Origin of the sequence: Desulfosporosinus sp. Sb-LF, assembly GCF_004766055.1 — a bacterium.
Taxonomy (GTDB): domain Bacteria; phylum Bacillota; class Desulfitobacteriia; order Desulfitobacteriales; family Desulfitobacteriaceae; genus Desulfosporosinus.
In genome coordinates this window covers 199,063-225,184 of sequence record NZ_SPQR01000008.1, presented here as the reverse complement: position 1 = coordinate 225,184, position 26,122 = coordinate 199,063, and the positions used below count along the sequence as shown (strand labels likewise).

The following is a 26,122-nucleotide window of genomic DNA, read 5'->3' as shown; positions in this document are numbered from 1 at the left end:
TAGAAGTAACCATTAAGCTCTCCTTCCAATATACTATCTCAAATGAAGCCAGAGCGAAATTTCTATTTGTGGAGGAATATCAATGAATAAGTTAAAACGTATTTCTAAAGTCTTTGAATCAGCAGAAGAAATTCCTTTTGACGACTCCTCCAGGATTATTTTAATGAGTGACGTCCATAGGGGTGATGGAAGCTGGGCAGATGATTTTTTAAAGAACCAAAATCTATATTTTGCCGCCTTAACCCATTACTATCATGAAAATTATACTTATATAGAGATCGGTGATGGTGACGAACTTTGGAAAAACAAAAAGCTTACCGACATCATATTTGTACATAACAATGCATTTTGGCTTCTTTCAAAATTTTTTAAGGAAAATAGACTTTATTTTATTTTTGGAAACCATGATATGGTGAAGAGAGACGATAAATTCGTTAAAAAAAGATTGTACCAATACTTTGATGAACAAGAGAAAAAGTATATTCCGTTATTCGAGAATATTAAGCTTCATGAGGGATTGGTTTTAAGGCATAGGATAACAGATCAAAGAATTCTCTTGATCCACGGGCATCAAGCAAGCTTCTTAGATTATGATATGTGGAAGTTAAGTAGATTTCTAGTTAGGTATCTATGGAGACCACTTGAGTCATTCGGCGTAAATGATCCAACAAGTACAGCCAAAAATTATGATAAAAAAGATGCGGTGGAGGAAAAACTGACTGAATGGGTAACAAGAAAGAAACATATGCTTATTGCCGGCCATACCCATAGGCCTATGTTCCCTGAAGTAGGTGAACCCCCATATTTTAATGATGGAAGTAGCGTTCATCCTCGCTGTATAACGGGAATTGAAATTGCAGATGGTAATATTACATTGGTTAAATGGAATGTCAAAACAAAGGATGACGGTACAATGTTCATAGGCAGAGATGTATTGACCGGACCCAGAGAATTAAAGGATTACTTTTATCAACAGTAATCTCCTACGAGGAACTGTATCTGAGTACTGCATTCTCCTCCATTCTCTGACCAAAATATAAAGTAAGAGTTACTCACCTTCAAAAGGTTAACCCCTAATTTCATCTAAAAGGCGGAGAACAGGGGGTTCATCTTACAATGGATACCCAATAAGATCATGCTAGAACTCAATATATCGAATACGGTTGGGGTCAACTTTTTCGATCAGAGCCAGTTCCACCTCAGTTGGGGCGGAAGTATAGGGTATTTCCGTCTGAGTAATTTCCCACCCAGTATTCGCTTGGACTTCAGCCAAGTTAGAGTAGGGGTGAATACTTTGAACGACTAACTGCCCATTTTTCAATAGGAAGGTACATAAATTCGTTATAACTTTAAACTGTTTGGAAGAATTAGCTTTTGCCGTGCAAAACGTTACTTCCGGAACGAATGACTTTATATCATGCTTAGTCTTCCAAATCAAAGTTTGCTTGGACACTGGTGTTAAAGTGGCACTCCCAGCCCCTCCAGGCAATCTCACCTTTGGCTTATCGTATTCCCCACCTACAAAGGACATATTAATCTCGCCTCTCGGGCTAATCTGTACCAAGCTTAACATGGAAATATCAACGCGGTCAGTGCATGCGAGATCGAAGATTTCATCCAAACCAAAGTTTGCCACTCCTCCCTCAAATAAATTTATCGAAAGGGTAGAACCTATAACTGCGGGTTTTTCCCAATCAGGGTCAACCCCGCCTGTGATATTAATCAATGTAAAGTCTCTTCCAAAGGCTTTCGCTAGCTTCACCGCTGTCATTGGTACTGGGGAAGCCAGTCCGTGGAAGACAACATCTCCGTTCTTAATTTCACGTGCAAGAGCAACCACCATCATTTCGGCCGGTCCGTAATGCATTTTACAACCTCCCTTCCGTAACGCGTGCTAGGTAATCGTTTATCTTGCCTTCTTTAATAGCTTCACTATACTCCGTCATTCCGGATGCATCAACGCTATTGTACGTGGGGTAGCAGATGCCAGGCTTGGCTCCATTCGGTACTAAGACGACAGCTTCGACCAAGAAATATGGAATAGAAGTTGATTTTGGTTCTTGTCGAAAAATTTCAGTTTCAATCAATTTTTCCGTGGTAATAATAGTTTTCTTAGCCGCACGGCTAAGTAATATATCCTGGAAATCCGAGCCGAGGATCCGGGCATTGCCGTACTGATCTGCTTCTTGAACATGGATAATTGCCCAATCGGGGCGCAAAGCCTTAACGGTTACAATCTCTTCATCGGAAAATGGACTCTTCATCACTTGAAAGAATTCAGGGCGCTGAGTGATTAAATCACTTCCCCACATACCACCTACACCTATGAACGGAATTCCATAAGCTCCCGCACGGAGAGCATTGATGATCGCTGTTCATGAACCTTCTACAGCTTTGATCTTTCCTTCCTGAATTCCTTTTCTCATCCCCGGAGCTAGGCCATATTCATTTTCGAATCCGAAGAAACCAAAGTACAATTCATGAATGCTCTCCGACGCGCAGAGGACATCCATTGCGAAACCTGGTGCGGCGCCCACACCTTTGAGTTCTGTCCGTTTCAACCTTGCTAGTTCCTGGCAGAATGCAACAGGGGTCCGATGTAGAGCATTGCCACCGACCGCAAGCATTTGACCTTTCTGCACTAATCGTACAGCTTCAGACATAGTCCTTACTTTGCTTAACATTATGTTTCCCCCCTCGAAAACTTCAATAAGCTATCTTAATAATATACTGAATACTTATCATATTCAAACTACTTTTTATAGAAAGAGCCCGTCCGTTAGACGAGCTCAATAACCTCTGGGTGTTAATTTGGTCGCTTACACTTTTTCGAGGTTTCGGGGAGGTACTCCCTTTTTGTCCTTACAACTATTAGTGATACCCACGGATTCGAATTATGAAAATAACTCAAGTAACAGAGATATAATACGATCTATACTGTAACTAGAAAAGATTTACTGGGGGGTAACGTGATGGATAGAATGCTCTTCATTCTACTTGGAATCGTAGCACTCTTTACGAGTATTACAAGCTTACTATGGCGGGTATTACCGCGAATAAAGATAGTCAAATATTTACCAGCCTTACTTTGCCTACTTGCTGGGGTATATTACCTTTATTTAGCAAAGACAGTGCATGTTGGATTTGAGGATCTCGCTAATGCTGTTTTGTCAATGATGCTTCTCATAGGCTTTACATCAGGGGTAGTGACAGGTTTAATCTTAGATTTTGTATTACCTCGATCTAAATCCTAGTATTATAATTCGTGGGCTAAATGATGTGCCTATTTTTCCAACTCCTCGCCGGTGCTTACCTATAAAAATTGAGATTCTTACACATACTATATTTAATCAAAGCATGCTTAAAGGAGATGAATATTCTAAATGAAAAAAGACAGATTTGTTGCTGGAGGTATCGCAGGACTTATAGCAAGCATCACATGCGACATTGTCGGAATTATATATAAATCATTAGGATGGACTGATAGAACTTTCAACGATTATGCAACAATTATACTTACTAACCAAATTTATTCTGAAAAAGGAATTTTCGGTCTAATTCTTTCAATGATTAGCCATGCAGCAGTGTGTATGATTTTCGGAGTAATTTTTGCTTATATAATAATGTTTACATCTAGCAATTATTTATATATCAAAGGATTAGGATATAGTTTAGTAATCTGGTTATTACTCAATACATTTGGAACATTACTTAATCTGCCTCTATTTAGAAAAATGCCACTTAACGTCGCATACGCAACACTTTCTACTGCCCTAATATATGGTTTCATGACTTCTTTGACTTTAAAGATTATCGATAAGAAAATGCATTTACTTTAATAATTTGTTAAATAATTAAGGTATCGAAAAATCGTAATGATAACGCATCTTATGACCGAAATCGCTGAAACAATCATTTTGTAGGGTTGTTACCACGTTTTGCGATACCCAGTTGCAACCGCAATCCGGTTACGTCCTCCTTTCTTAGCACAATATAGAGCTTCATCAGCCAGTGCCACAACTTGTTCTGGTGTTGATATCTTGGTCGTGTAAACGGTTACAACTCCGAGGCTGACCGTAACATATTCTGCAGTGTCGGATGTAGAGTGTGGAATAGCGAGCTCTTCAACTGTTTTCCGGATTCGTTCCGCCAAAGCTTCCGCCCCATTGTCGTCTGTTTCAGGCAGTACAACAACAAATTCTTCTCCGCCATATCGTGCAACAATGTCAGGTACTCGCCCAACAATAGTTTTAAGCGTGGTTCCAATGTGCCGCAAACAATCGTCGCCAGCTAAATGGCCATACCAGTCATTGAATTTTTTAAAATGATCTACGTCTAGCATGATAAGCGACAAAGTAGACCCAGAACGCTTCAACCTGTAAAACTCTGTCCTGAGAGCCTCATCAAAATATCTTCGATTCGCCAACCCGGTCAGACTGTCAGTAATCGAATTGAACTGAGCGGTGTTCTTCTCGATTTCAAGCTGTTGAACCAGCTCTTGTATTTGCTGCTCAGCTAGCTTGCGTTCTGTAATGTCACGCACAATAAATACCATTTTGGTCGGTTGTCCGTTTGCACTATGAACAAACCCACTATTCACCTCAATATCAAAGATACTTTGATCCTTACGCACTCCACGGTATTCATTCGGCCTTGGATAACCGCCTTGGTACATTAACATGATGTTGGATTGGGCTCTCTCAACATCCTCAGGCACGATGAAGTCAATGAGCCGCATGCCAATAAATCTATCATAATCTGCTTCGTAGCCAAACATCTTTTTTGACGCTGGAGAAACCATGAGGATGCGCCCCTCTAGATCCGTGATCGTGATATCATCAGGGGAGGCGTTAAGGATAGAGCGATATTTTTCTTCGCTTTCCATAAGTGCCTCTTCAGCCTGCTTGCGCTCGGTTATGTCGCGAATTACGCTGACAATATGGGGTGCAGCATGAATTGTAATGATTCTGGCTGAGATCATGCCGACAAACTGACTTCCATCTTTGCGTTGGAAAACAAATTCCATGTTTTCACAAATTCCTTTATCCTTCAACTCAGCTATGAAAATTTGTTGATCCTCAATATTATACCAAACACTGATCTTTAATGTAGCATCTCCAATTACCTCGTCATGAGTATAACCGGTCAGAGCTAAAAACCCAACATTAACGTCGACAAATAAACCATCATTTAGTCGCGTTATCAATGCAGCATCAGGACTTGTATTAAAAATCTGTTGCAATTTTTCTTTTTCTACGCGATTTTCTGAATTCAGACGCTGATTAACCATGAGGATGAACCCAAATGTCCATAGAGTACTGGTGATGATCGGAACTATATATGTAACGATATGAATCGGTATTTGGACAAGCTCAACATAAGAGTGAATAGGCGGTAAAATAAGTGTCAAAAAAGTACGCACTGTTAAAAAACATCCATAAGCAAGAAAAACAGTGGTGGTGAAGTTGGCTGAACCAGAGATAAGTCTGTCCCTCTTGAAAAAAAGCTTGTATGCGGTCATTAATGACATTGCAGCTAAAGTAGCAGATACAACCACTGTACGTCCAGAAATGTCATTATGAATATACATGTAATAATAATAAGAAAGAGTAAAAACGGCAAAAATCGAACTAAGTACCCTTCTATTCTCTTTCATATCAAGGAACTGTATAATGCCGATATATAGAAAGATTTGTCCTAAAACCATCAGTGGGTTTGCGATCCTTGCGAGCATCTCTAGTGATTTTACTGTTAGCATAGGCATAAAAATAAACCCCAGTGCCATTAAGCTTGAACCCAGTAGCCACCATCCAATCCCTCGATAAGTTCTATTCACTCTATATTGGACAAAAAGAGCGATAACCTGGGTGACAAATGTTAGGCACGAGATAAAAGCAAGTGTTTGAATGTCAAGTTTCAATAAATACCCCTCCTTCCTGCAATCATTGCTTTCCTTACAATCACAATTCTAGCAACTCAGAATGACCGTATCCGTATCCCTGTATCTATAGACATAATCATTTAAAACAACTCATAATATATAGCGGCAACATCAACAATACCTCAAATTTGTATAGATAGAACCAAATTCATTATCCAATTGCTATTATTCTACTCAAACTTCCAAAACCCCTTTTTTACCCGGTATCATTCCTACACCCTCAACCCACTCTTTAGCTCAAAACAAAATGCGTTGGTGAGAAAAATCCAATCTTCTCAACCAACGCATTAATATTTGTTGAAGCATCCTTACCGTTCATGCAAATAAATAATTTTTATTAGATTTAAAAATATTGGACAAATTATCTCTTGGGGTGGTCAAAATGAAATGTAATGTTGGTAAAACCGAGCAAATTATAAGAATTGTAATTGGCATAACGATCGTTCTTTTAGGCTTAAACCTTAGGAGTTGGTGGGGGCTTATTGGATTCGCACCAATAATAACAGGTTTAATTCGTTATTGCCCCGTTAGCGATGTCTTAGGAGTCTCGACTTGCGATGCTAAAAATATACAATAGTCCTTTGCCTACGGCCTTATAAATAAGGCCGTTTCTTTTAGCCTTCTTCAATCTCTAAGTCGATATCCTTGTATAGTTCGGACTTCTCCTCGATTTGAAAAGGCACCAATGAAACAACTATATTTCTATAATTCAAGAGCGCTCTAGCAATAAATAAGCTGGTGTTGTTGTGAAGTGCCATCTCCCAAGGCTTTGCAACTACAAACTGTGGGAGAAGAACAGTTATAAAATCTCCATGTCTTGAGGCATGTTCATTTGACTCAATATACTCCGTAAGGGAACCTACGATATCACGATACGCTGATTGCTTGATAACAAGAGGAACATCTGTCTTAAGTTTTGCCCATTTTTTTCGTAGTTTATCTGCTTCCCCTTCATAGGTTTCTACATTGAAAACCTCAACCTCGTTGGACAAGCTCTTTGCATAGCGAAGTGTTTTTACTACCATGACATTAAGGCTTTGAATGGGAATGATAACATAGGGTGTTGGTTTAGAACTAAGCTTTAATCGTTCAATTCGATCGTTTGGAATATCTAGTCTTTTGGCTATCCTTGAGTAGTGATCTCTAATCTTTAACATTGACAAAACTATAATTGGAATTATGACTAGAACAACCCAAGCACCACTTAAGAATTTTGTAATAGCAATTACTATTACGGTTATGAACGTTATTAAAGTCCCTAAACCATTAATGAAGGCTTTATAAACCCACCCTTTTGGTTTTGTCCTAAACCACTTTAAACATATTCCGGCTTGCGCTAATGTGAAAGAAGTAAATACTCCGATTGCATATAAAGGAATAAGAAGGTGGGTATCGCCCTGAAAGACTATTATTAATGTTCCTGCAGCGATTGCTAAAAGTAAAATGCCGTTCGAAAAACCTAATCTGTGTCCACGCAGTGCAAACTGCCTAGGGACGTAACCGTCTCTAGCAATAATCGATAATAGGATTGGAAAGCCTGCAAAAGCAGTATTAGCTGCCATAGCTAGAATAACGGTTGTTGTTCCTTGAATAATATAGAACATTATTCCCTTACCGAAAATACTAGCGGCAAGTTGGGCTATAACCGTTTGTTGAGAATTTGGTACAGGGTGAAAAACCGTTGCCAGGTATGTAATTCCTCCAAAGGTAATAATCACGGCTATCGTTAATAATACATAAGCAAGTTTGGCATTTTTAACAGCTGGTTCTTTAAAGTTGGGTACTGCATCGCAAATGGCTTCTACGCCTGTAACGGCCGCACAGCCCGATGAAAAAGCACGTAAAAGTAGAAAAAGAGAAACAGCTCGGGTACCAAAAGTGACAGGAGAATCCGAAAGTATTGGAGTAGCCATTACTCCATTCCCAATACTTTTGATACTACCGACTATTACGAGACTAAGTATGGTTATCAAAAAAGCATACGTTGGAATACTGAAGAATTTTGAAGATTCACTAACACCGCGCAGATTTCCAATGGTCATTAAAGCTATGAAAAACAACGCTATTGAAATTCGGTGTGGAAAAAGGGCAGGAATAGCTGAAGTGACAGCAGCCGTACCAGCACTAATGCTAACTGCTACGGTCAAAATGTAATCGACCGATAAAGATGCTCCGACTATAAGCCCATATTTTATCTTAAGGTTTTCTTTGGCAACGATGTATGCACCACCGCCATTAGGGTATGCACTCACGATCTGACGATAAGAAATTGTAAGCACAAGAAGTAGAATTATAATAGCTAAAGCAATCTTTGGAGACCAAAAGTATGAAGTAAGTCCAATTGCAGGAACAAGAACCCATAGAATTTCATCAACAGCATAAGCAACCGAAGAAATTGCATCACTAGCTAATAGAGGAAGTCCCCAAAAAACATTAAATTTTTCTTCACTCAGTTTATCCGTGGGTAATTTTTCACCCAGTAGCCTTCTTTTTAGGTTTTGTATCAAAAAGCACCTCACAAATCCAACTAGGTTCTACATTGCCCATCTTCAATAGTGCCTAAAAATCCCATCTCTATAGTTTGACTATTAATAAAACAAATATTATTCTACTCTTTTCTAAGGTAGGAGTCTAGCCCATGCATCTAATATGTTCGACCCACGTTCATACTAAGACCGGACAGGCTAGTCCTATAACAAACATTGGCTAGATGCCCTATATTCATACAAAAAAACCTACGTCCAGCAGATAGCCTGGGTGTAGGTTTTGATAGCTCCTTCCAATGGTGGAAGATGATCAATTCTTTATCTTTCCAAAAAGCTGAAAGGTTAAGGTATTTTCTTCTAAGAAACTACGGATCAGGAGATAAGCGTTTGTACTGTTTCTGAACTCGAAATCAAGAATGGGATAGGCTACAGTTGCATCCTGCCCAGGAGGTACATAATTAACGGGCAGGGAATGACGATGTCTTTCAAGGATTTCTAAATGAGCAAGAATTACTGCATTATAAAGGGTGGAAGAAACTTGGCATATTCCTCCTCCGAGCCCCAGAGTAAAGGTATTCCCTTCGATGATCAGCGCCTCTTTATAACCCGCTTCGGAAGTTCGTTCACCGACACTCTCATTGAAGGAGAACCGTTCTCCAGGTGCTAATAGTTTTCCATTGAGAGCTTTTGCAGCAAGGCGAATGTTCTCGGTACGATTGACCTGGTTGGAGTCAAAGTTAGAAGAGTATTGAGAGATTGGTATTGGTATTGGTTCTTTGACAGTAAGATTAAGTTTGATTGTTTTGCCATACCCATCTACAACTCCATCATAAACACTTGACCCTATGCTGCTGGTATCGACAAGCGTGGGACTCCACTGAACAGGAACATCCATTGTATCACTGTTGTAAAGCATAGCTTGAACAGTTGTAGGTAAAGAATAGGCTTCATCTTGCGTAACCGTCGCAGTGATATCGGCTATAGAATAAATACTAGTTTCTTTCACTATTCCTGAAATCAAGTCTTTCGAACTTTTCATGATCTCATCCGTTACAACTCCACCGCCTCCAAAGGAAACCAAATTTGGACTCAAATGGTTTGCGTAAAGTTTTCCAAAGTAACCAGCAACTGATTTGGGCAATGTTGATACGGCAGGGTCAATAAATATAATGGGATCTCCATTTTTAGCTGCCACAGCACTACCTGCCAAAGCATCAGCAAAACCGTAACCTGTGGCTACATAAATTTTTGATGGCTTCGGTGCAAAGGTTTCTGCAATGATTGCATTCGTATCAAACCGTGATTGTCCCGTCAACCGTTCGACATTAGCCTGTGGTAACAAACTACTTATCTCGGATTTTACATTATCTAGGATCACTCCTGATCCCCCAGTTATGTATATTTTTGAAGGCATCTTTTCCAGTAAAAAGTTTTTCATTTCTTCATGGAGTACGTCGTGAGGAGTTAACAAAATCGGCCAGCCTTTATTAGCAGCAAAGCTTGAGATACTTAAGGCATCAGGAAATTGTTCTCCAGAGGATATCACTACTGTAGATACAGTTCTATCGCTAAGTGATCTGGCTGTCGCATAAGATGTACCGTACCTGTCCATGCCAGCAATTCTAACAACATTCTTGAATCCAAGGTCATTAAGCTTAGCCTCGAATTCTGTGCCTATTATTCCTACACCGCCAATGATATATACCGTTCCAGTTAAATCAAGATGTTGATTGACATAATCAAATGCATCCTTAGAGCTATCAACCGAAGAATCAACTAATAGTATAGGGGCTTCCTTTTTATGCGCTAGGACACTTGCCGATAAAGCATCTGCAAATTCATTTCCTGTTGAAAGGATTACATTCTTAACTTTTCCGTCGCTATAATACTCAGAGATAGCCTTGGCAGTCTCGAATTTTGTCTGTCCGGAAAGTCTATTAATGCTAATAATTTGTGGCGAATCAATAGCTGGAATTACATTATTAGTAGCAGCAAAAGCTGGTGTTGTTACTAAAATACAGCTACATAAGATTAAGATTAATGCAATTGCCCTCATGTTCATCTTATACTACACCCCTTCAATTGAGAATATCCGGATAAATTATCTCATATTGAAGCAGTGAAATATGTCGAAAAGAGCATTGTATAAACGTACTATTTAATAACAAACGTGTCCCATTTAAAAGAATATATAAACTATTGTCTCTTTTATCCTCTGTCTACTAGATAGTTTACTTTCTATGCTTCATACGCATCTCTCAACAACGTTATTTCTTGAGCATAGCCCGAAACATCGTTAGGCGTTTCAAGGAAGAACGGCAGGTGACGGAGTTTGGGGTGATTAATGATTTGGGTGATGGCTTTCAAACCAATTGAGCCCTCACCGATTTTAGCATGTCGGTCTTTATGACTGCCCTTCGGGTTCAAACTGTCATTTAGGTGGATCGCATAGAGCCTCTCTAAACCTATGATCTTATCAAACTTAACAAGCACACCGTCAAGGTCATTAACAAGGTCATAACCGGCATCATAAATATGGCAAGTATCCAAACAAACACCCATTTTTTCAGAAAGGTTCACACCGTCTAAAATCAGCCTGAGTTCTTCGAAGGTGCGACCCACTTCTGTGCCTTTGCCTGCCATCGTTTCAAGCAATACGGTGGTTGTCTGCTCGGGCTTTAAAAGGGTGTTAAGCTGAATTATTATTTGTTGAATACCAACCTCTGCGCCTTGTCCACCATGGCTGCCCGGGTGGAAATTATAGAGATTGTTAGGTAAGTATTCCATACGAACCAAATCGTCTGCCATAACTTGGGTAGCAAACTCTCTTGTTTTTATCTCTGGAGAGCAAGCATTGAGGGTATAAGGGGCATGAGCTAAAATCGGCGCAAATTGATTTTCTTTCATAAGCATCAGTAATGCCTCAGCATCGTTTGGATCGATTTCCTTCGCTTTACTTCCTCTTGGATTACGGGTGAAGAACTGAAACGTATTTGCGTGTATTTTCAGGGCTTCTTTGCCGATAGCCTTAAATCCCTTAGAAATGGATAGATGAGAACCAATTTTTAACACAATTATCCTTCTTTCTTATCTATTGTTTCATTGCATTATATTCCCATTACCGAGCTTATTCAAACGAGTGGCTAGTAAGGGGTATCGTTTCTAACACCGATTACAACATCTGGAGAAGCATGAACGGTATAAAACCCTTCGTGGAAAATATTAACTTCTTTCTGAGCTAATAGCTTCTCTTTTTCGTTCAGAATCGCAACTTTCACAGAAATCTTATCCGTTACGTTGGATTTAGTATTGTCACAAGAAGGGATCCAATAGATCTTACTAGTCCTTTTTTCGAATCACCTGTTATAGCAGGAACGTATCCAGTTTTTTCGACGAGACTTTGACCTTCCTCGGATAAGAACCAATTAAGCAAACGACTGACATTTTCTTTCTTATTCGATTTCAAAGTAACTGCATAAACTGGAACTGTGAAGGGATAGGTTTTATTTCGGACTGTTTCATGAGTCGGTTTAATTCCATCAATCGCAAGATACTTTATCTGATTGGTTTTGATCATCTCGGTCGAGTAATACATAAATGTATATCCTAGGGCATTCTTGGCATTTTTATAACTTGCAACCTGACTAATGATATCACCCATACCACCTGCATAGGTTTCCTTTGTTTGCTCAAGCATCGTGATACCTTTCATCACTTTATTTTGCATAACCGTTTGACTCCCTGAGTTTTCAGGACGTTGATACGGCCGGATTTTATTCCATTGTTCACCAATTTCGTTCCAACGGGTGATTTTACCGGAGTAGATATCCTGGATCTGTTTAATGTTCAGATTCTCAACTGGATTCTTTGAGTTGGTGAAAAAGACAAAGGCTTCACTTCCGATTGGCGTTAACACAAACTCATCTCCTCGTGCCTTGATGGCCTCAACCTGAGCCTTTGATGGCTCTGCAACAAAGATTATATCGGTCAGACCTGCTATTAACCGATCGTAGGCTGCGTCGGTTTTTGAACACCTCACTAAATCAAGGGGAAATTGCTCACTTGCCACAAAGGCGGTCGATAGATCTTTCTCGTAGTTATTGTTGGTCCGATTGACTTGATAGTATTCACCAAGCCCCTTATAGACAGCTTCAACAAATGCCGCATAAACCGGATAGGCGGCTGTCGCACCGTCAAGACGCGGCATGGTATTGAGGTCTGCAAATTGTAAACTGGCAGGTTTATCAAGCCTGGCGAGGCCGTTGTTAGCCTTGAACGGGGCTTTATCCATCAGATCAAATTCCGTTAAATCACTCCCAACCGTTGACTTCCCATAAAGCAGTTCCGTCAAACCATTATCAATAATCGTTCTTGTTGCGATACCAGAAAAAACAATGACTGAAATACAAAGCAGCCCCGAGGTCACCTTGAAGCTTCTCGATAGAGGGCAATCTAGCACGGTCTTCGTGGTTCCTTCATATAAAATAATCCCCCCGAGAAACCCCATATACCCCATAAGCTCTGCCACTGGGATAATATAGTGTAGTCCGGATAATGAAAGACCGATGCCAAAAAGGAAAAACATCGGGTTCTTGAGAATATATACTCCCCACCAGCCAGAATTAAAATCCCCGTCGGAGAGTAATAGGGCAGAAATTGCAAAGATCAGCGCATAGATAATAGGCACAAGGGCCGGGAGATACCTTTCCTTGGCTGAGTCAGGCTTATTCTTGGATAGCCTCGCAAAATTATATCCAACACTACCGCCCACAGTAACCGAACCTAAAATGCCAACCAGTAATAGGATCAAGTTTTCAGCATTCTTGCCAAGCTCATATAACCTTAACCCACCTGTGATCGCTGAAACGATGAAAAGCCCTATGGTAAGCAAGAAAGGAATTAGGATCATCTGGGTTGCCAAAGATGTTTCCAGATACCTTCTATTAGATTTCATCATTCAACACTCCTACCTATCACTAAAATTTAGATCCCTTATTTATCCCATACAATATAACTTACAAATTCGGCGAATCCCAGTCTAATCCTCCTATATCTTTTTCCGGTATTAAGGATATTTCTTTTAAATAAAAGCAGTATGTCAATAGATATAATTTGACATACTGCTTTTATGCATTTACAGGTACTCTGAATTATTTCATAAAAGATGAAGGATTTTCTAAATTGCAAAGAATGCTTAATAAAAAGAGTTTTTGTAACTCCACGTTGAAAGATCATTGAACACGCTCTTATATTGTTCCTAATCGTTAATTTGAAATATTAAGCTGCGGTCATTATCTAGATAAGCACAATTTAAGTGCTTAATTCCATCGGCCAGCTAGTACCTGTTCAACAAAGACTCTGGCAAGGTATGGATCAAACTGTGTTCCAGCGTTGCGGCGAATTTCCAAACAGGCTTCTTCTTCACTCAAAGCATTTCGGTAAGAGCGTTCACTAGTCATAGCATCATAACTGTCGGCAAGGGCAATTATTCTTGCTACCCTTGGAATGGCCTCGCCTTTTAGGCCTTTAGGATAACCTGCACCATCCCATCTTTCATGGTGAGCCAATATACAATCGGCTAATTCTAACATTTCATAGGATAAACCTAATATTCTATACCCAATCTCAGGATGCCGTTTAATTTCGTCCCACTCCCGTTCAATCAGCTTTCCAGGCTTATTGAGTATACCTTCATCGATGGCAATTTTCCCTATATCGTGTAGCAAGCCAACGGTTTTAAGTCTGTTAACTTCCATTTCAGATAAGCCCATTGCTTGTCCTATGTTCTCGCACATTTCACCGACTCGTTTGGAATGTTGTTCTTCCCTTGGGTTTTTTTCATGCAGGGCTTTGATTATTGTATTAACGATAGAACCCCTCGTGCCTTGATTTTGGGTGATTTTATTTCTGTACATGGAGTCTTCGGCACCTTTTAGAACTTTTTGTAGTTCTTGATCCGTATCATGCTTTGTATCCCAGCCAAATGTAATACTGACCTGAATAGAATAAACAGTTTCATTGACATTTAAATCTTTTATTCTATTGACTATTTCTTCGACTTCTTTGTTATTGGTTTTAATCAAAAGAATCACAAGTTCATCTCCACCCCAGCGAGCGATCAAATCATCTCGTCGGCAAGCGCCCTGAACAGATGCTGCTGCCTTTATTAACAGCTCATCACCTTTATCATGGCCAAAAGCGTCATTTACGACCTTTAAACCGTCAATATCTCCCATTAAGATGGCGATAGGAAGATTTGCTGGGGTATCCAATAGTTTAAGTCGTTCTTCAAAGAATCTCCGGTTATAAAGACCTGTCAATTTATCATGATAGCTTAAGTAAATGATCTGCTGTTTTCTGATCATCAGTTCGATGGCATTCTTCACTTTTAACGGTAGAGAAATCTTCATGACCTCTTCACTGAGAGGCTTAGCAAAATAGTCATATGCCCCCAAAGTTAATGCTTTTTCTATGGTGTATTTATCCTCCATCCCCGTACAAACAATAACAGGAATATCCATTAAAATGGGATCGTCTTTTATTTCCTGTAATATCTCAAACCCATTCTTAATTGGCATGATAATATCTAAAATACACATATGTATTCCGTTTGAGATCAGCTTTTCCTTGATATTTGACCCATCTTCAGCTTCAAAGAGTTTAATACCCTTCAGTCTTGTTTCAAGAATCTGAGAGATGATTTTTCTATCTACCGGGGAATCATCGATAATCATTACATTTCCCATCATAACTGTGAAGATCCTCCTTCTCTGGAAGTTTTCAGAGCATCTAGCAATTGGTCTATCCCTTTCAACAAACTACGAAGCATTTCTATATTTTGGGTTCTTATTGCGTCTTCAGCAGCTGAAGCATACTTTGCTATTTCTTTGGCCCTGACATTACCGGCTGAACCTTTGATCTGATGTAGAAGCGTGGCTGCTGCCTTGAGTTTGTTGTCCACGATATTAATATTAACGTCCTTGATTAGGCTTTTTGTTTGTTCATAAAAACAATCCAGTAATTCTTCACAGCTTTTCCGATCAAACCCTGACTCTTCCATCAAGGACACTACATTTTCCGAAAAATTACCTTGGTGCACTATTTCATTGTTCTCTTCGATGACAACCGATCCATACTTCTGTAGTATCTTGATGACCTCATTAATATCAATCGGCTTACTTAAATATACATCCATTCCTGCTTCCAGGCACTTTTCTGCATCCCCCTTCATGGCGTAGGCAGTCATAGCTACAATCACTGTATGTTTTCCAGCTTCTTCACGGGCCCGGATTTCCCTGGTTGCTTGGTAACCGTCCATTACGGGCATCTGGCAGTCCATAAAAATGATATCATAATCCATATCATTACTGGCCCGCACTGCTTCTAGGCCATTTACAGCTACATCACAGCTGAACCCTTTCATTTTCAGAAGTTTAGTAAAGAATAGTCTGTTTATCTCATTGTCTTCAACCACCAATAGTTTAAGCTTGCTATTATTAGAATCTTGTGCCAGAGGTCTTGAAAACACATTACTTTTATCGTCGTATTTGTGCCCTTCGATAACCTCTAAAGATTCTTCTTGTGCTTGTGTTTGTACTTGTGTTTGTACTTTATGCAAAGTTACCGTGAAACTGAACGTTGTCCCTTTACCGACTTCACTTACAACCTTGATTTCCCCCCCCATCCTTTCCACAATATTTTTACATATTGCCAACCCTAGTCCGGTACCACCATATTTTCTTGTTGATGATGAATCTGACTGGGTAAATGGTCGAAAAAGCTTACTTGTTTCTTGCTCTGTCATACCAATTCCAGTATCCTTTGCCATAAACACTAGATCAATACTCGAATCAGTTTGACCCTTTAAACAGACTTTTAGCAACACTTCCCCTTCATCCGTGAACTTCACCGCATTACTTAATAGATTAATAATCACCTGTCTCAATTTGGTCGGATCACCTATAACAGACTGAGGAATGTCAGACCCAATGAGCATATTGAGTTCAAGGCCTTTTTCGATTGCTTTGCTAGCACAAGAAATTACAGATGTTTCAATCGTTGACCGTATATCAAAGGAGATCTTCTCAAGTTCCAATTTACCAGCTTCAATTTTTGATATGTCAAGAATGTCATTGATAACAGTTAACAGATTCTCTGTTGATTCCTTAATAATACCTACAAATTCTTGCTGATTGGTCTTCAGTTCTGTGTTCTCGAGAAGCTGTAAAAATCCTGTAATTCCATTCATCGGCGTTCGGATTTCATGACTCATATTGGCTAAAAAAGCGCTTTTGGCCTGATTAGCATTTTCCGCTTCCAATTTTGAAGCTTTTAATTCAAGATTTGTCGTTTCTAACTCCCGTGTTCTCTCTCTAACTTTTTCTTCAAGCTTATTGATTAATTGATATAACTCTTCAGCCATAATATTGAAGGCAATGGACAATTTTCCTATCTCATCATTTCTGAAAATCTTAGCTCTTTGCGTAAAGTCCCCTTGTGCAAACTTTTCTGTCGCATCGATTAAATTGTAAATGGGTTTGAAGACTTTCTCAGTACTTTTTATATAGATTAAGATGGCTATGATAAGAGCTATCATTGAAAGTGCACTCGACATAATAATGTTCTGATGAATTCCTGCTGTAAACGGACTTTCCGGAATAGCTACTATAACTAGCCATTCTAAGCCCTCTTTTTGATAATCCATTAGTTTAATGTGCAATTTGTCACTTTCGGTATTAACAATGAAATTAGTTTGGGAATTTTGGCGGTAATTTTGGTACGCCTCTACGATCGAGTAGTCCTTAATATCTTGAATCGTTTTTCTTTTGACTTGGTTATTGGCAAGATTTTCGAAATTGGCCATTCCAAGTGAATTTGCCACGAGCTCTCCCGAATTTTTTTCAACGATATAAGCTGTAGCCTGCTTATCCTTGACAATGTCTATTAAATACTTATTGATATTGGAAAGTGTGATATGGGTTCCTAAAACGCCTTGAAAAATGCCGTTTTTACTATAAATAGGATAGGCCGCTGAAACGGCTAAATCATCCATTACAAAATGTTTATAGATAGGAGAAAAAACTGGTTTTTGTTTTTCCTTGGCAACTTTATACCAATCCCTTGTACGACTATCAAACCTGCCGGTTTCTTCGACCAGTTCTCCTACGGTTAAATCGTTTGTAATCGAATAATAGCGAGTGTTGCCATGGGTCTCTGAGTTATTTTCCATAATTTCTATTTGATTTTTCTCGTTTCTTCGAGCCCCATAGTAGTCACCATTTTCTGCGCCAAAGCTAAAACTATAAACTTCCTCGTTGTTATTAGCTTTTATTACTCCTGCAAAATATGTTTCTCGTTTTTCCTGATTGTTTAAATCAACAATCTCATTCTCAATTAAATTATGGTTAGCATCATTCATATTTAAGGGCACACTGAGGAACTTCTCCATCTGCTTTACTATATCTTGATTTGCGTCATTTTCCATTTTAACAATAAAGTTGTCGACAGATCCTTTCCAACTGGAAAACACCACATAACCTATTATGCCAAACGTGCTTATCATAATGACAATAAACAAAATTCCAACAATGACCTTTATGGAAATTCTTTTTAACACCGTATGTCCTCCCTACTCTAGATTTAAGAACAATGAGGTGGTTCTTCGCCTAACATTGTAAGTAACGCTTGCTCGGATAATAATGTATGAATACATTTTAAGAAAACTACAATGTCAAAGGGTTTGGCAATGGTAGCTTGGACCCCATGCTTAAGAGCAGCCTCAAGATAATCTAATTCTTTAATTGTTTCACTACCACTTATAATAATCATAGCAACGGCCGACCTATTTATAGTTTTTATCTCTTTAATCGTTTTAAGACCATCACGGCTGGGGTTAAGTAAATTGCAAATGACCATCTTCGAAGGTGTTCTGGCAAAGAGCTTAACAGCCTCGTATCCGTCGGATGTGGCCATAACCTCATATCCTTCTTGTTCAAGCAGGATTCGCAGAAACAACAGCGTATTTCGTTGACTTTCCACGACCAAAATATTTGGCATATCAAGCCCTCACCTTCTAGTTGTGTCAAAAAATGCTCTAATTCTTCCTAGTTTTCATTATATCAACCAAATATAACATTATCGTAACACTTTTATATCAAAGAAAGGCAGAAAAATAGTCCTGGTATTTACCAAGACTATAGTCCAAATTTATATCCGACACTCCTTACCGTCTTTATGTATATTGGACTACCTTCATCCGGTTCAATCTTTTCTCTTAAACGCTTAATCAACATCGTCACTATGGCAGTGCCTTGATAAAAGTCGCTATTCCATACTTGATAAATTATCTGCTCGCGAGTAAAAACCTGTTTAGGATTACTAGCTAATAGCCATAAGAGGTCGAATTCCTTGGGCGTCAATTCAATAACGATTCCGTTTATCGTTACGGTTCGGGCCTTATGGTCAACAATTAGGTCCGCAACTCTTAAAATCTCCCAGTTTTCTCTAATAATGCTATGCGTACTGCGTCTTAAAATTGCTCGTATTCTAAGGAGCAATTCTTCACTGTCAAAGGGTTTTGCCAGAAAATCATCTGCACCCAACGTGAGTCCTAGAACCCGATCCATTATATCATTCTTAGCGGACAGGAAAACTATGGGTATATTGTTCGTCTTCCTAATCTGTTTACAAACTTCAAAACCATCAGTTCCCGGCATCATGATATCCAATAGAACAAGATCCGGATTAAATTCATTAATTACCTCATGAATTTTCTCTCCTGCCCAAACTTTGACTAAATAACCCTCGCGGGATAGAAACCCTTCCATAAATTTTTGGATCATGGGCTCATCATCAACAACCAGAATCTTGTACATAGAACCGCCCCTTACACCAATTCTTCATCAAGTTTTGGAAATGTCGGCAGAAACACGACAAATTTTGTTCCCTTTTCATTCTCGGAAATGACGGTAATCGTTCCGCAATGAGCTTCAACTATTTTCTTGACCACTGCCAAACCCAAACCAGTACCGGACTGTTCATTTTGAAGCATATTCTCCAGTTGAAAAAAACGGTTGAAAATTAATTCCTGCATATCTTTGGGTATCCCTATCCCATGGTCGATAACCTCAATTACGACTCCATCGACGGGGTCATGTGTACTTGATATAGTGAAATGTACTTCGTCACCATTTTTGCTGAATTTTATGGCATTGTGCAATAAGTTTTGCATAACACGTTTAATCATTCTCGTTTCAGCAACGATCAGGTCGGTATCTGCTACGGTTGTAATCAATCTGACCTGCTTACACCGGGAAATCAAACTCATGCTGTTCGCAACCTCTACTGCCAGGGAAGATACATCGACTTCATTGAGAATTAATGAGGATCTTGCCTCAGCGCTAAGTTTTGACAGGTCCAGTAAGTTTTCGACGATTGTTGTTAACTGGTTTGTACCAAAGAGGATATTCTCAATCGTCGCTTTTTGCACGTCGTTGAGGTTACCAATTTTCCCCTCTTTTAACTCCTGACTAAATGCCGAGACTATTGTTAATGGTGTTTTCATGTCATGGCTCATGTTGGCCAGAAAATCACTTTTTGCTCGATTAGCATTTTCTGCTTTCAATTTTGATACTTTTAATTCATTGTTTATTTTTTCTAACTCCCGGGTTCTCTCTCTAACTTTTTCTTCGAGATTATTTATTAGTAGGTATAATTCTTCGGCCATATTATTGAAGGCGCTGGACAATTTTCCGATTTCATCATTTCGGAAAATCATTGCTCTTTGTGAAAAATCCCCTTTAGCAAACTTTTCGGTCGCGTCGATTAAATTGTAAATGGGTTTAAGAACTTTCTCAGTACTTTTTATATAGATTAAGATGGCTATAATAAGAGCGATCATTGAAAGTACGATCGAAATTATGATCTTCTGATTAATTCCGACTGTTAACGGGCTTTCCGGAATCGCTGTTATAATTAGCCAATCTAAGCCTTCTTTTTGATAATCAGTTAGTTTAATATGTAATTTATCACTGTTGGTATTAACAATGAAATTAGTTTCGGATTTTTGGCGGTAATTTTGGTACGCCTCAATAATAGGTCTATTATTAATATCCTGGATTGTTTTTCGTTTTATTTGATTATCTGCAAGATTTTCAAAATTGGCCATTCCAAGTGAATTTGCCACGAGCTCTCCAGAATTTTTTTCAACTATAAAAGCAGTAGCCTGCTTGTCTTTAACAACATCCTTTAAATAATTATTGATGTTGGAAAGAATGATATGTGTTCCCAAAACGCCTTGAAGGATACCGTTTTTATAAATAGGATATGCCGCTGAAACGGCTAAATCATCCATTACAAAATGTTTATATATAGGAGAGAAAACCGGTTTTTGTTTTTCCTTGGCAACTTTATACCAATCCCTTGTACGACAGTCAAACCTTCCTGTTTCTTCGACCAGTTCCCCTACTGTTAAATCTTTTGAGATCGAATAATAGCGAGTGTTTCCATTTGTCCCTACGTTATTTTCCATTATTTCTATCTGATTCTTCTCGTTTCTGCGAGCTCCGTAATAGTCACCATCTTCGGTACCAAAACTGAAACTATATACTTCTCCTTCGTTATTAGCTTTTAATACTTCCGCGAAATAAATTTCCCGATCTTTTTTAGTATATAAACGGACTATTTGATTTTCGATTAAATTATGGTTAGCCTCATTGATATATAACGGAACACTAAGGAACTTTTCCATCTTATTTAGAATATCTTGATTAGCGTCATTCTCCATTTCGGCAATAATATTGTTAACAGATACTTTCCAACTGGAAAATACAACATAACCTATGATACTAAAAGTGCATATTATGATAACTATAAATAAAATTCCAATGATGTCTCGAATTGAACCTCTTTTTTTCTCCATTTCCCAACCCCTAAATCAATCTAATCTTCGTTAAACCGGAACGTCGAATTCAAACAGATTCAAGTTATTAATAACTTGAATCTGTTTGAATTCGACATAATTTTGAATTATCCTTCAGTTATCTAAAAGTCTCCAATCATTATTGGTCAGGCCTTTTTTCATTTCGGACAGCAATGGCTTAGGCAAGTTTCTGTGAAACTACTAAAATTCAGATTCCTTATTTATCCTATGCATATCACAAATTCGGCAAATTCCAGTCTAATTCTCCAATAAGTGCTTCCAGCATTCAAACAATATTATTTAAAACAAAAAGGTATATCAATGTTCATTATAATCGATATACCTTTCACTGCATTTACTGGCAATTCCGAAAGCATTTTATAATAGATTGCAGGATTTTCTAAGGTTGCAAAGAATACTTAAAATAGGAAAAAAGAGCGTCTTATGTCGTTTTTCAGGATGGGGAATTGTAGTTTAACGCCTCGATTGAATCACAGGGCGGAGATAGCTATGCTAGCGAGGGAGGTCAGCTTTGATGAAACATGCTAGTCGGAAATATTTCTTTTTTTGGATCTTGAGTTTGGCATTTCTGCTTATGCACACGACCCATGTCAATGCTACCCCTCCTGAAATAAAAACGATCAGCGTGGTTACAGATGACACCTATCCCCCTTACTCTTTTCGCGATAGTCAAGGTGATTTGCAAGGAATCACGATAGACCAGTGGAAACTTTTCGAGCAAAAGACTGGGATAAAAGTGACGATCACTGGAATGACCTGGAATAAAGCCTATGAAAGTATGATAAAAGGTGATTTCGATGTCATTGATACGATCTCCTATAATGATGAAAGGGCCAAGATCTTTGATTATTCGAAGCCTTATGCGACAATTGATATCCCTATTTTTTTTCAGAAGAATATCTCCGCGATTACCGATGTCAATTCTTTAAAGGAGTTTACGGTGGCCGCGAAAAAAGGGGATAACAGTATCAATGTTCTTAAAGATCATGGCATAACCGATATTGAAGAATATGATACGGCAGAAGCTGTTGTCCAAGCAGCTAAAGATCACAAGGCCGTAATCTTTGTGCTAGGAAAACCCCCTGCCCAATACTATCTATATAAAATGGGACTTCAAGATAACTTTAATTATTCAAGTACGCCCTTATACACCAGCCAATTTTTCAGAGCCATCAAAAAGGGGCATTCGGGGTACCTGCCTACAATTAATGATGGATTTGCTAAGATTTCCGAAAGTGAATATAAAGCCATAGATAAAAAATGGTTTGGCATTGAAAGTATTCCATTTTATGAACTTCCATTATTCAGGGTAATTGTAATCATTGTAGCCGCAGTTTTTCTGATGGTCTTATTGATGTTCATCTGGAATAGAACGCTTCAGCGAATGGTTAAACAAAAAACCAGGGAGCTTTGGAATGCTCTCAGAGCAAGGCAACAAGTTGAAGCAGAGATCAGAAGGTTAAATGCGGAACTAGAAAGCAGAGTCGTTGAAAGAACAGCACAACTGGAGGATCTAAATAGTGAGCTTGAAGAAAGCAATGCGATGCTTGAGGATGAGATAGTCAAACGTGAGAACGTTGAAGAAGACATCCGGAAACTGAATGAAGAACTTGAAGATAAGATAAAACTACGCACGAGTCAGTTGGATGAGCTTAATGCTGTCTTGGAGCAACAGAATGCTTTGTGGCGTGATTCACAAAGAGTGGCACACATGGGGAGCTATGTTACGAATCTCGAAACGAGAGAATGGGAGTGTACACCAGAGCTTCATGAGATTTTTGGGATTGATGCAACCTATCCGCACACGTTGGAAGGGTGGGCGGGGATTGTTCATCCAGATTGGCAGGACGAACTTTCCAATTATCTTTTGCAGGTGGAAAATACAAAGCAACGCTTCGATTATGAATATAAAATCATCCGTGTTCATGATGGAGAGGAACGCTGGGTGCATGAGCTTGGAAAAATCGAGTTGGATCACCAAGTCAATGCGGTTCGTTTGCTGGGCATGATTCAGGATGTCACGGATCGAAAGCGTGCAGAAAAGAAAATCGTTCATTTGAGCTTCCATGACCAACTGACCGGTCTCTATAACCGGCGCTTTTTTGAAGAAGAATTAAAACGACTCGATGTCGCAAGAAATTATCCCTTGACTCTTGTGATGGCCGATGTCAATGGCCTTAAGCTGATTAATGATTCCTTTGGTCATGCCATCGGTGATGAACTTCTAAAAAACGTTGCCGAAGTGCTCTGCAAAGGCTGCCGAGACGATGATATTATCGCCCGACTTGGCGGAGATGAATTCGTCATCCTGTTGCCCAACACGGATGCTGCTGAAACAGAGCAAATTCTTAAACGAATCAATTCGTTAGCTCTACAGGAAAGAGTGGGTTCAATCGAAATATCAATTTCTTTTGGCTATGAAATAAAACGTTACGAGAAAGAGGATATTCTTGAACTATTTAAAAAAGCCGAAGATTATATGTACAAGAGAAAACTCTTTGAAGGCCCAAGTATGCGTGGAAAAACTATAAATACGATTATTAGAACCCTTCACGAAAAGAACAAACGGGAAGAACAGCACTCACACAGAGTTTCCACACTCTGTCGAAGTATGGGAGAGGCTCTTGGTCTACCAGAAGGAGAAGTTCAGGAACTAAAAAGCGTTGGCTTGCTTCATGATATAGGTAAAATTGCGATTGACGAAAAAATACTTAATAAGCCGGGAAAACTGACAAATGATGAATGGGAAGAAATTAAACGCCATCCAGAAATCGGTTATCGTATTCTGAGCACGGTCAACGGTATGGCAGAAATGGCGGAATACGTGTTGGCTCATCATGAACGATGGGATGGGTTAGGCTACCCGAAGGGTTTAAAGGGTGAGGAACTACCCCTTCAACCCAGGATTATAGCCATTGCGGACGCCTATGATGCCATGACGAGCGTAAGAAGTTATCGGGGTGCTTTACCTGATGAAGTGGCTATAAGAGAACTTCAGAAAAATGCCGGGATTCAGTTCGACCCAGAGTTGGTGAAAGTATTCATTGACAAAGTTGTCAATTCATCTTCCATACTGAAGAGGGAAAATTAACACTTCTCATGATTCTCCCATACCAATAATCTAATACAAATTATTGGTTAATCTAAATATAATCTTTTCGAATATATGATATGACAATTTCAGGTGTTTCTTAGAATTATCTAAAAAACAATAATCCCGTCCATGACGGGCGGGATTATTGTTTTTTAGTTCATAACGCTATGATAATTTCGAGGGACACTAGTAGCGAGTTTTAAGGATCTCAGAATAGCGTCTTTAACCATTGCCACGATGACTTCATCTCTATTCGATTACGTCCTTTCGATCATCCTAATATAATTTCGTCTGGGTGCTACACTTTTGTAGGCCGGCCTTATGATTTTCCCTGCATTGACTATTTCTTCAATGCGATGCGCACTCCAGCCTGCGATTCTGGCAATGGCAAAAATCGGCGTGAACATTTCATCTGGGATATTCAGCATTCTGTAAACAAAACCAGAATAGAAATCGACATTGGCACTAACACCCTTATACATTTTATTAGACTTCGCTATAACTTGAGGTGCTAGTCTCTCAACCGCTGCGTAAAGCTCAAATTCAGCTTCCAGCCCCTTTTCTCGGGCAAGTTGGGCAACATAATCTTTAAGAATAACCGCCCTCGGATCCGAGATGGAGTAAACGGCGTGGCCAATCCCATAAATTAAACCTGACCGATCAAAGGCATCTCTGGTAAGGATCTGCGTAAGGTAGGTCTCAATTTCTTCATCATCATCCCAATTCTTCAATTTGTCTTTGATATCCTCAAACATCTGGACAACCTTAATGTTAGCCCCTCCATGCCGCGGCCCCTTGAGCGCACCAATAGCCGCCGCCATAGCAGAGTAGGTATCTGTTCCAGTAGAAGTGACGACGTGGGTCACAAAGGCTGAATTGTTGCCTCCACCATGTTCGGCATGAAGCACTAAGGCCAGATCAAGCAGCGTTGCCTCTAGCTTTGTATATTTACTATCTGGTCGCAGCATAGAGAGAATGTTCTCAGCAATACTCAAATCCGCTCGTGGACTGTGAATATACAGGCTTTGATTTCCATGGTAATGGGAGAATGCTTGGTAACCATAGACTGCTAAAGATGGAAAACAGGCAATAAGCCGAATACATTGTTTTAAAACGTTCTCCATAGACGTATCATCAGGATTGTCATCAAAGGAGTATAATGCCAGAACACTTCTCGCCAGCGTATTCATGATATCTTTGCTGGGAGCTTTTAAAATCATATCACGAGCGAAATCTTCTGGCAGCATTTGATTAAGGGTAAGTAGTTGTTGAAAATCCTTTTGTGCGTTATGATCCGGTAGACGTCCAAAGAGCAGCAAATAAGCAGCCTCTTCAAACCCATAGCGATCTTCATCTGTAAAGCCTTCCACAAGGTCCGCGATATCGTAGCCGCGATAAATTAAGCGGCCCGGAACAGGAATGATCTCTCCTTCATCGAGAATATAGGAATGGACCTCTCCTATCTCTGTCAAACCAACGAGTACCCCTCTCCCGTCTAGATCTCGGAGTCCGCGTTTAACTGCGTATTTACTATACAACTCAGGTTTAATTAGGCTGCTTTTGTGAGCCAGCTTACTTAATTCGTTAAGCATTTTTCCTTCAGACAGTTCCATTTCGTAATTTCCCATCATAAGAATCACCCCTTTTAAAAATAAAAACCC

At 39.3% G+C, this 26,122-nt stretch carries 18 protein-coding genes and 1 pseudogene; 5 read left to right on the top strand and 14 right to left on the bottom strand.

Features of this window, described 5'->3' with window-relative positions:
- Window positions 1–82: 82 nt before the first annotated feature.
- Window positions 83–979 (top strand): metallophosphoesterase, encoded by an 897-nt coding sequence (locus E4K68_RS13895; RefSeq protein WP_135379533.1) that lies wholly within the window; start codon window positions 83–85, stop codon window positions 977–979.
- Window positions 980–1,138: 159 nt separating this feature from the next.
- Here E4K68_RS13895 and E4K68_RS13890 read toward each other — a convergent pair whose 3' ends face one another.
- On the bottom strand, window positions 1,139–1,867 hold the full coding sequence (locus tag E4K68_RS13890) for a CoA-transferase (protein WP_135379532.1): 729 nt from the start codon (window positions 1,865–1,867) through the stop codon (window positions 1,139–1,141).
- A 1-nt stretch (window position 1,868) separates the two neighbouring features.
- Window positions 1,869–2,663: pseudogene (locus E4K68_RS13885) on the bottom strand (CoA-transferase).
- A gap of 309 nt (window positions 2,664–2,972) precedes the next feature.
- Here E4K68_RS13885 and E4K68_RS13875 point away from each other — a divergent pair.
- Entirely contained in the window at window positions 2,973–3,254 is a 282-nt protein-coding gene (locus E4K68_RS13875) for a hypothetical protein (protein ID WP_135379529.1), read from the top strand.
- Window positions 3,255–3,383: 129 nt separating this feature from the next.
- A complete protein-coding gene (locus E4K68_RS13870; protein WP_135379528.1) occupies window positions 3,384–3,839 on the top strand; it encodes a hypothetical protein in 456 nt (151 codons plus the stop codon).
- An 89-nt stretch (window positions 3,840–3,928) separates the two neighbouring features.
- Here E4K68_RS13870 and E4K68_RS13865 read toward each other — a convergent pair whose 3' ends face one another.
- Entirely contained in the window at window positions 3,929–5,920 is a 1,992-nt protein-coding gene (locus E4K68_RS13865) for a diguanylate cyclase (protein WP_135379527.1), read from the bottom strand.
- 403 nt (window positions 5,921–6,323) lie between these two features.
- Here E4K68_RS13865 and E4K68_RS13860 point away from each other — a divergent pair, with 403 nt between their 5' ends.
- A complete protein-coding gene (locus E4K68_RS13860; RefSeq protein ID WP_135379526.1) occupies window positions 6,324–6,518 on the top strand; it encodes a DUF2892 domain-containing protein in 195 nt (64 codons plus the stop codon).
- A 37-nt stretch (window positions 6,519–6,555) separates the two neighbouring features.
- On the opposite strand, the gene E4K68_RS13855 is transcribed toward E4K68_RS13860, so the two are convergent.
- The 10 genes from E4K68_RS13855 to E4K68_RS13815 all read right to left on the bottom strand — a co-directional run bounded on the left by E4K68_RS13855 (window position 6,556) and on the right by E4K68_RS13815 (window position 21,346).
- The gene (locus tag E4K68_RS13855) at window positions 6,556–8,448 is read right to left on the bottom strand and encodes an APC family permease (RefSeq protein ID WP_135379525.1); all 1,893 of its coding nucleotides are present in this window, start codon (window positions 8,446–8,448) and stop codon (window positions 6,556–6,558) included.
- Between the two features lie 289 nt (window positions 8,449–8,737).
- Complete coding sequence (locus E4K68_RS13850) at window positions 8,738–10,489, bottom strand: cell wall-binding repeat-containing protein (protein ID WP_135379524.1); 1,752 nt, start codon at window positions 10,487–10,489, stop codon at window positions 8,738–8,740.
- A gap of 176 nt (window positions 10,490–10,665) precedes the next feature.
- On the bottom strand, window positions 10,666–11,499 hold the full coding sequence (locus E4K68_RS13845) for a deoxyribonuclease IV (protein WP_135379523.1): 834 nt from the start codon (window positions 11,497–11,499) through the stop codon (window positions 10,666–10,668).
- 71 nt (window positions 11,500–11,570) lie between these two features.
- Entirely contained in the window at window positions 11,571–11,705 is a 135-nt protein-coding gene (locus tag E4K68_RS21465; RefSeq protein WP_282432992.1) for a hypothetical protein, read from the bottom strand.
- 14 nt (window positions 11,706–11,719) lie between these two features.
- Window positions 11,720–13,384, bottom strand: coding sequence for a substrate-binding domain-containing protein (locus E4K68_RS13840; RefSeq protein WP_243450370.1), 1,665 nt, complete (start codon window positions 13,382–13,384; stop codon window positions 11,720–11,722).
- A 361-nt stretch (window positions 13,385–13,745) separates the two neighbouring features.
- Window positions 13,746–15,176 carry an HD domain-containing protein gene (locus E4K68_RS13835; protein WP_135379522.1) on the bottom strand — a complete coding sequence of 477 codons (1,431 nt, stop codon included), beginning with the start codon at window positions 15,174–15,176 and terminating at the stop codon, window positions 13,746–13,748.
- Window positions 15,173–18,043 (bottom strand): ATP-binding protein, encoded by a 2,871-nt coding sequence (locus E4K68_RS13830; RefSeq protein WP_243450369.1) that lies wholly within the window; start codon window positions 18,041–18,043, stop codon window positions 15,173–15,175. Before E4K68_RS13830 ends, E4K68_RS13835 begins: the two co-directional genes overlap by 4 nt.
- 23 nt (window positions 18,044–18,066) lie before the next feature.
- The gene (locus E4K68_RS13825; RefSeq protein ID WP_135379521.1) at window positions 18,067–18,483 is read right to left on the bottom strand and encodes a response regulator; all 417 of its coding nucleotides are present in this window, start codon (window positions 18,481–18,483) and stop codon (window positions 18,067–18,069) included.
- A 137-nt stretch (window positions 18,484–18,620) separates the two neighbouring features.
- Window positions 18,621–19,301 carry a response regulator transcription factor gene (locus E4K68_RS13820; protein ID WP_135379520.1) on the bottom strand — a complete coding sequence of 227 codons (681 nt, stop codon included), beginning with the start codon at window positions 19,299–19,301 and terminating at the stop codon, window positions 18,621–18,623.
- 11 nt (window positions 19,302–19,312) lie between these two features.
- The gene (locus E4K68_RS13815; RefSeq protein WP_135379519.1) at window positions 19,313–21,346 is read right to left on the bottom strand and encodes an ATP-binding protein; all 2,034 of its coding nucleotides are present in this window, start codon (window positions 21,344–21,346) and stop codon (window positions 19,313–19,315) included.
- A gap of 535 nt (window positions 21,347–21,881) precedes the next feature.
- On the opposite strand from E4K68_RS13815, the gene E4K68_RS13810 reads away from it, so the two are divergent.
- A complete protein-coding gene (locus E4K68_RS13810) occupies window positions 21,882–24,458 on the top strand; it encodes an HD domain-containing phosphohydrolase (protein ID WP_135379518.1) in 2,577 nt (858 codons plus the stop codon).
- Window positions 24,459–24,718: 260 nt separating this feature from the next.
- On the opposite strand, the gene E4K68_RS13805 is transcribed toward E4K68_RS13810, so the two are convergent.
- A complete protein-coding gene (locus tag E4K68_RS13805) occupies window positions 24,719–26,089 on the bottom strand; it encodes a citrate/2-methylcitrate synthase (RefSeq protein ID WP_135379572.1) in 1,371 nt (456 codons plus the stop codon).
- Between the last annotated feature and the right edge of the window lie 33 nt (window positions 26,090–26,122).

Bases quoted from the DNA above. Each gene is read 5' to 3' on its own strand.
- E4K68_RS13895 (WP_135379533.1), top strand. From the start codon at position 83: ATGAATAAGTTAAAACGTATTTCTAAAGTCTTTGAATCAGCAGAAGAA.
- E4K68_RS13890 (WP_135379532.1), bottom strand. From the start codon at position 1,867: ATGCATTACGGACCGGCCGAAATGATGGTGGTTGCTCTTGCACGTGAA.
- E4K68_RS13875 (WP_135379529.1), top strand. From the start codon at position 2,973: ATGGATAGAATGCTCTTCATTCTACTTGGAATCGTAGCACTCTTTACG.
- E4K68_RS13870 (WP_135379528.1), top strand. From the start codon at position 3,384: ATGAAAAAAGACAGATTTGTTGCTGGAGGTATCGCAGGACTTATAGCA.
- E4K68_RS13860 (WP_135379526.1), top strand. From the start codon at position 6,324: ATGAAATGTAATGTTGGTAAAACCGAGCAAATTATAAGAATTGTAATT.
- E4K68_RS13850 (WP_135379524.1), bottom strand. From the start codon at position 10,489: ATGAACATGAGGGCAATTGCATTAATCTTAATCTTATGTAGCTGTATT.
- E4K68_RS13840 (WP_243450370.1), bottom strand. From the start codon at position 13,384: ATGATGAAATCTAATAGAAGGTATCTGGAAACATCTTTGGCAACCCAG.
- E4K68_RS13835 (WP_135379522.1), bottom strand. From the start codon at position 15,176: ATGATGGGAAATGTAATGATTATCGATGATTCCCCGGTAGATAGAAAA.
- E4K68_RS13825 (WP_135379521.1), bottom strand. From the start codon at position 18,483: ATGCCAAATATTTTGGTCGTGGAAAGTCAACGAAATACGCTGTTGTTT.
- E4K68_RS13820 (WP_135379520.1), bottom strand. From the start codon at position 19,301: ATGTACAAGATTCTGGTTGTTGATGATGAGCCCATGATCCAAAAATTT.
- E4K68_RS13815 (WP_135379519.1), bottom strand. From the start codon at position 21,346: ATGGAGAAAAAAAGAGGTTCAATTCGAGACATCATTGGAATTTTATTT.
- E4K68_RS13810 (WP_135379518.1), top strand. From the start codon at position 21,882: ATGAAACATGCTAGTCGGAAATATTTCTTTTTTTGGATCTTGAGTTTG.
- E4K68_RS13805 (WP_135379572.1), bottom strand. From the start codon at position 26,089: ATGGGAAATTACGAAATGGAACTGTCTGAAGGAAAAATGCTTAACGAA.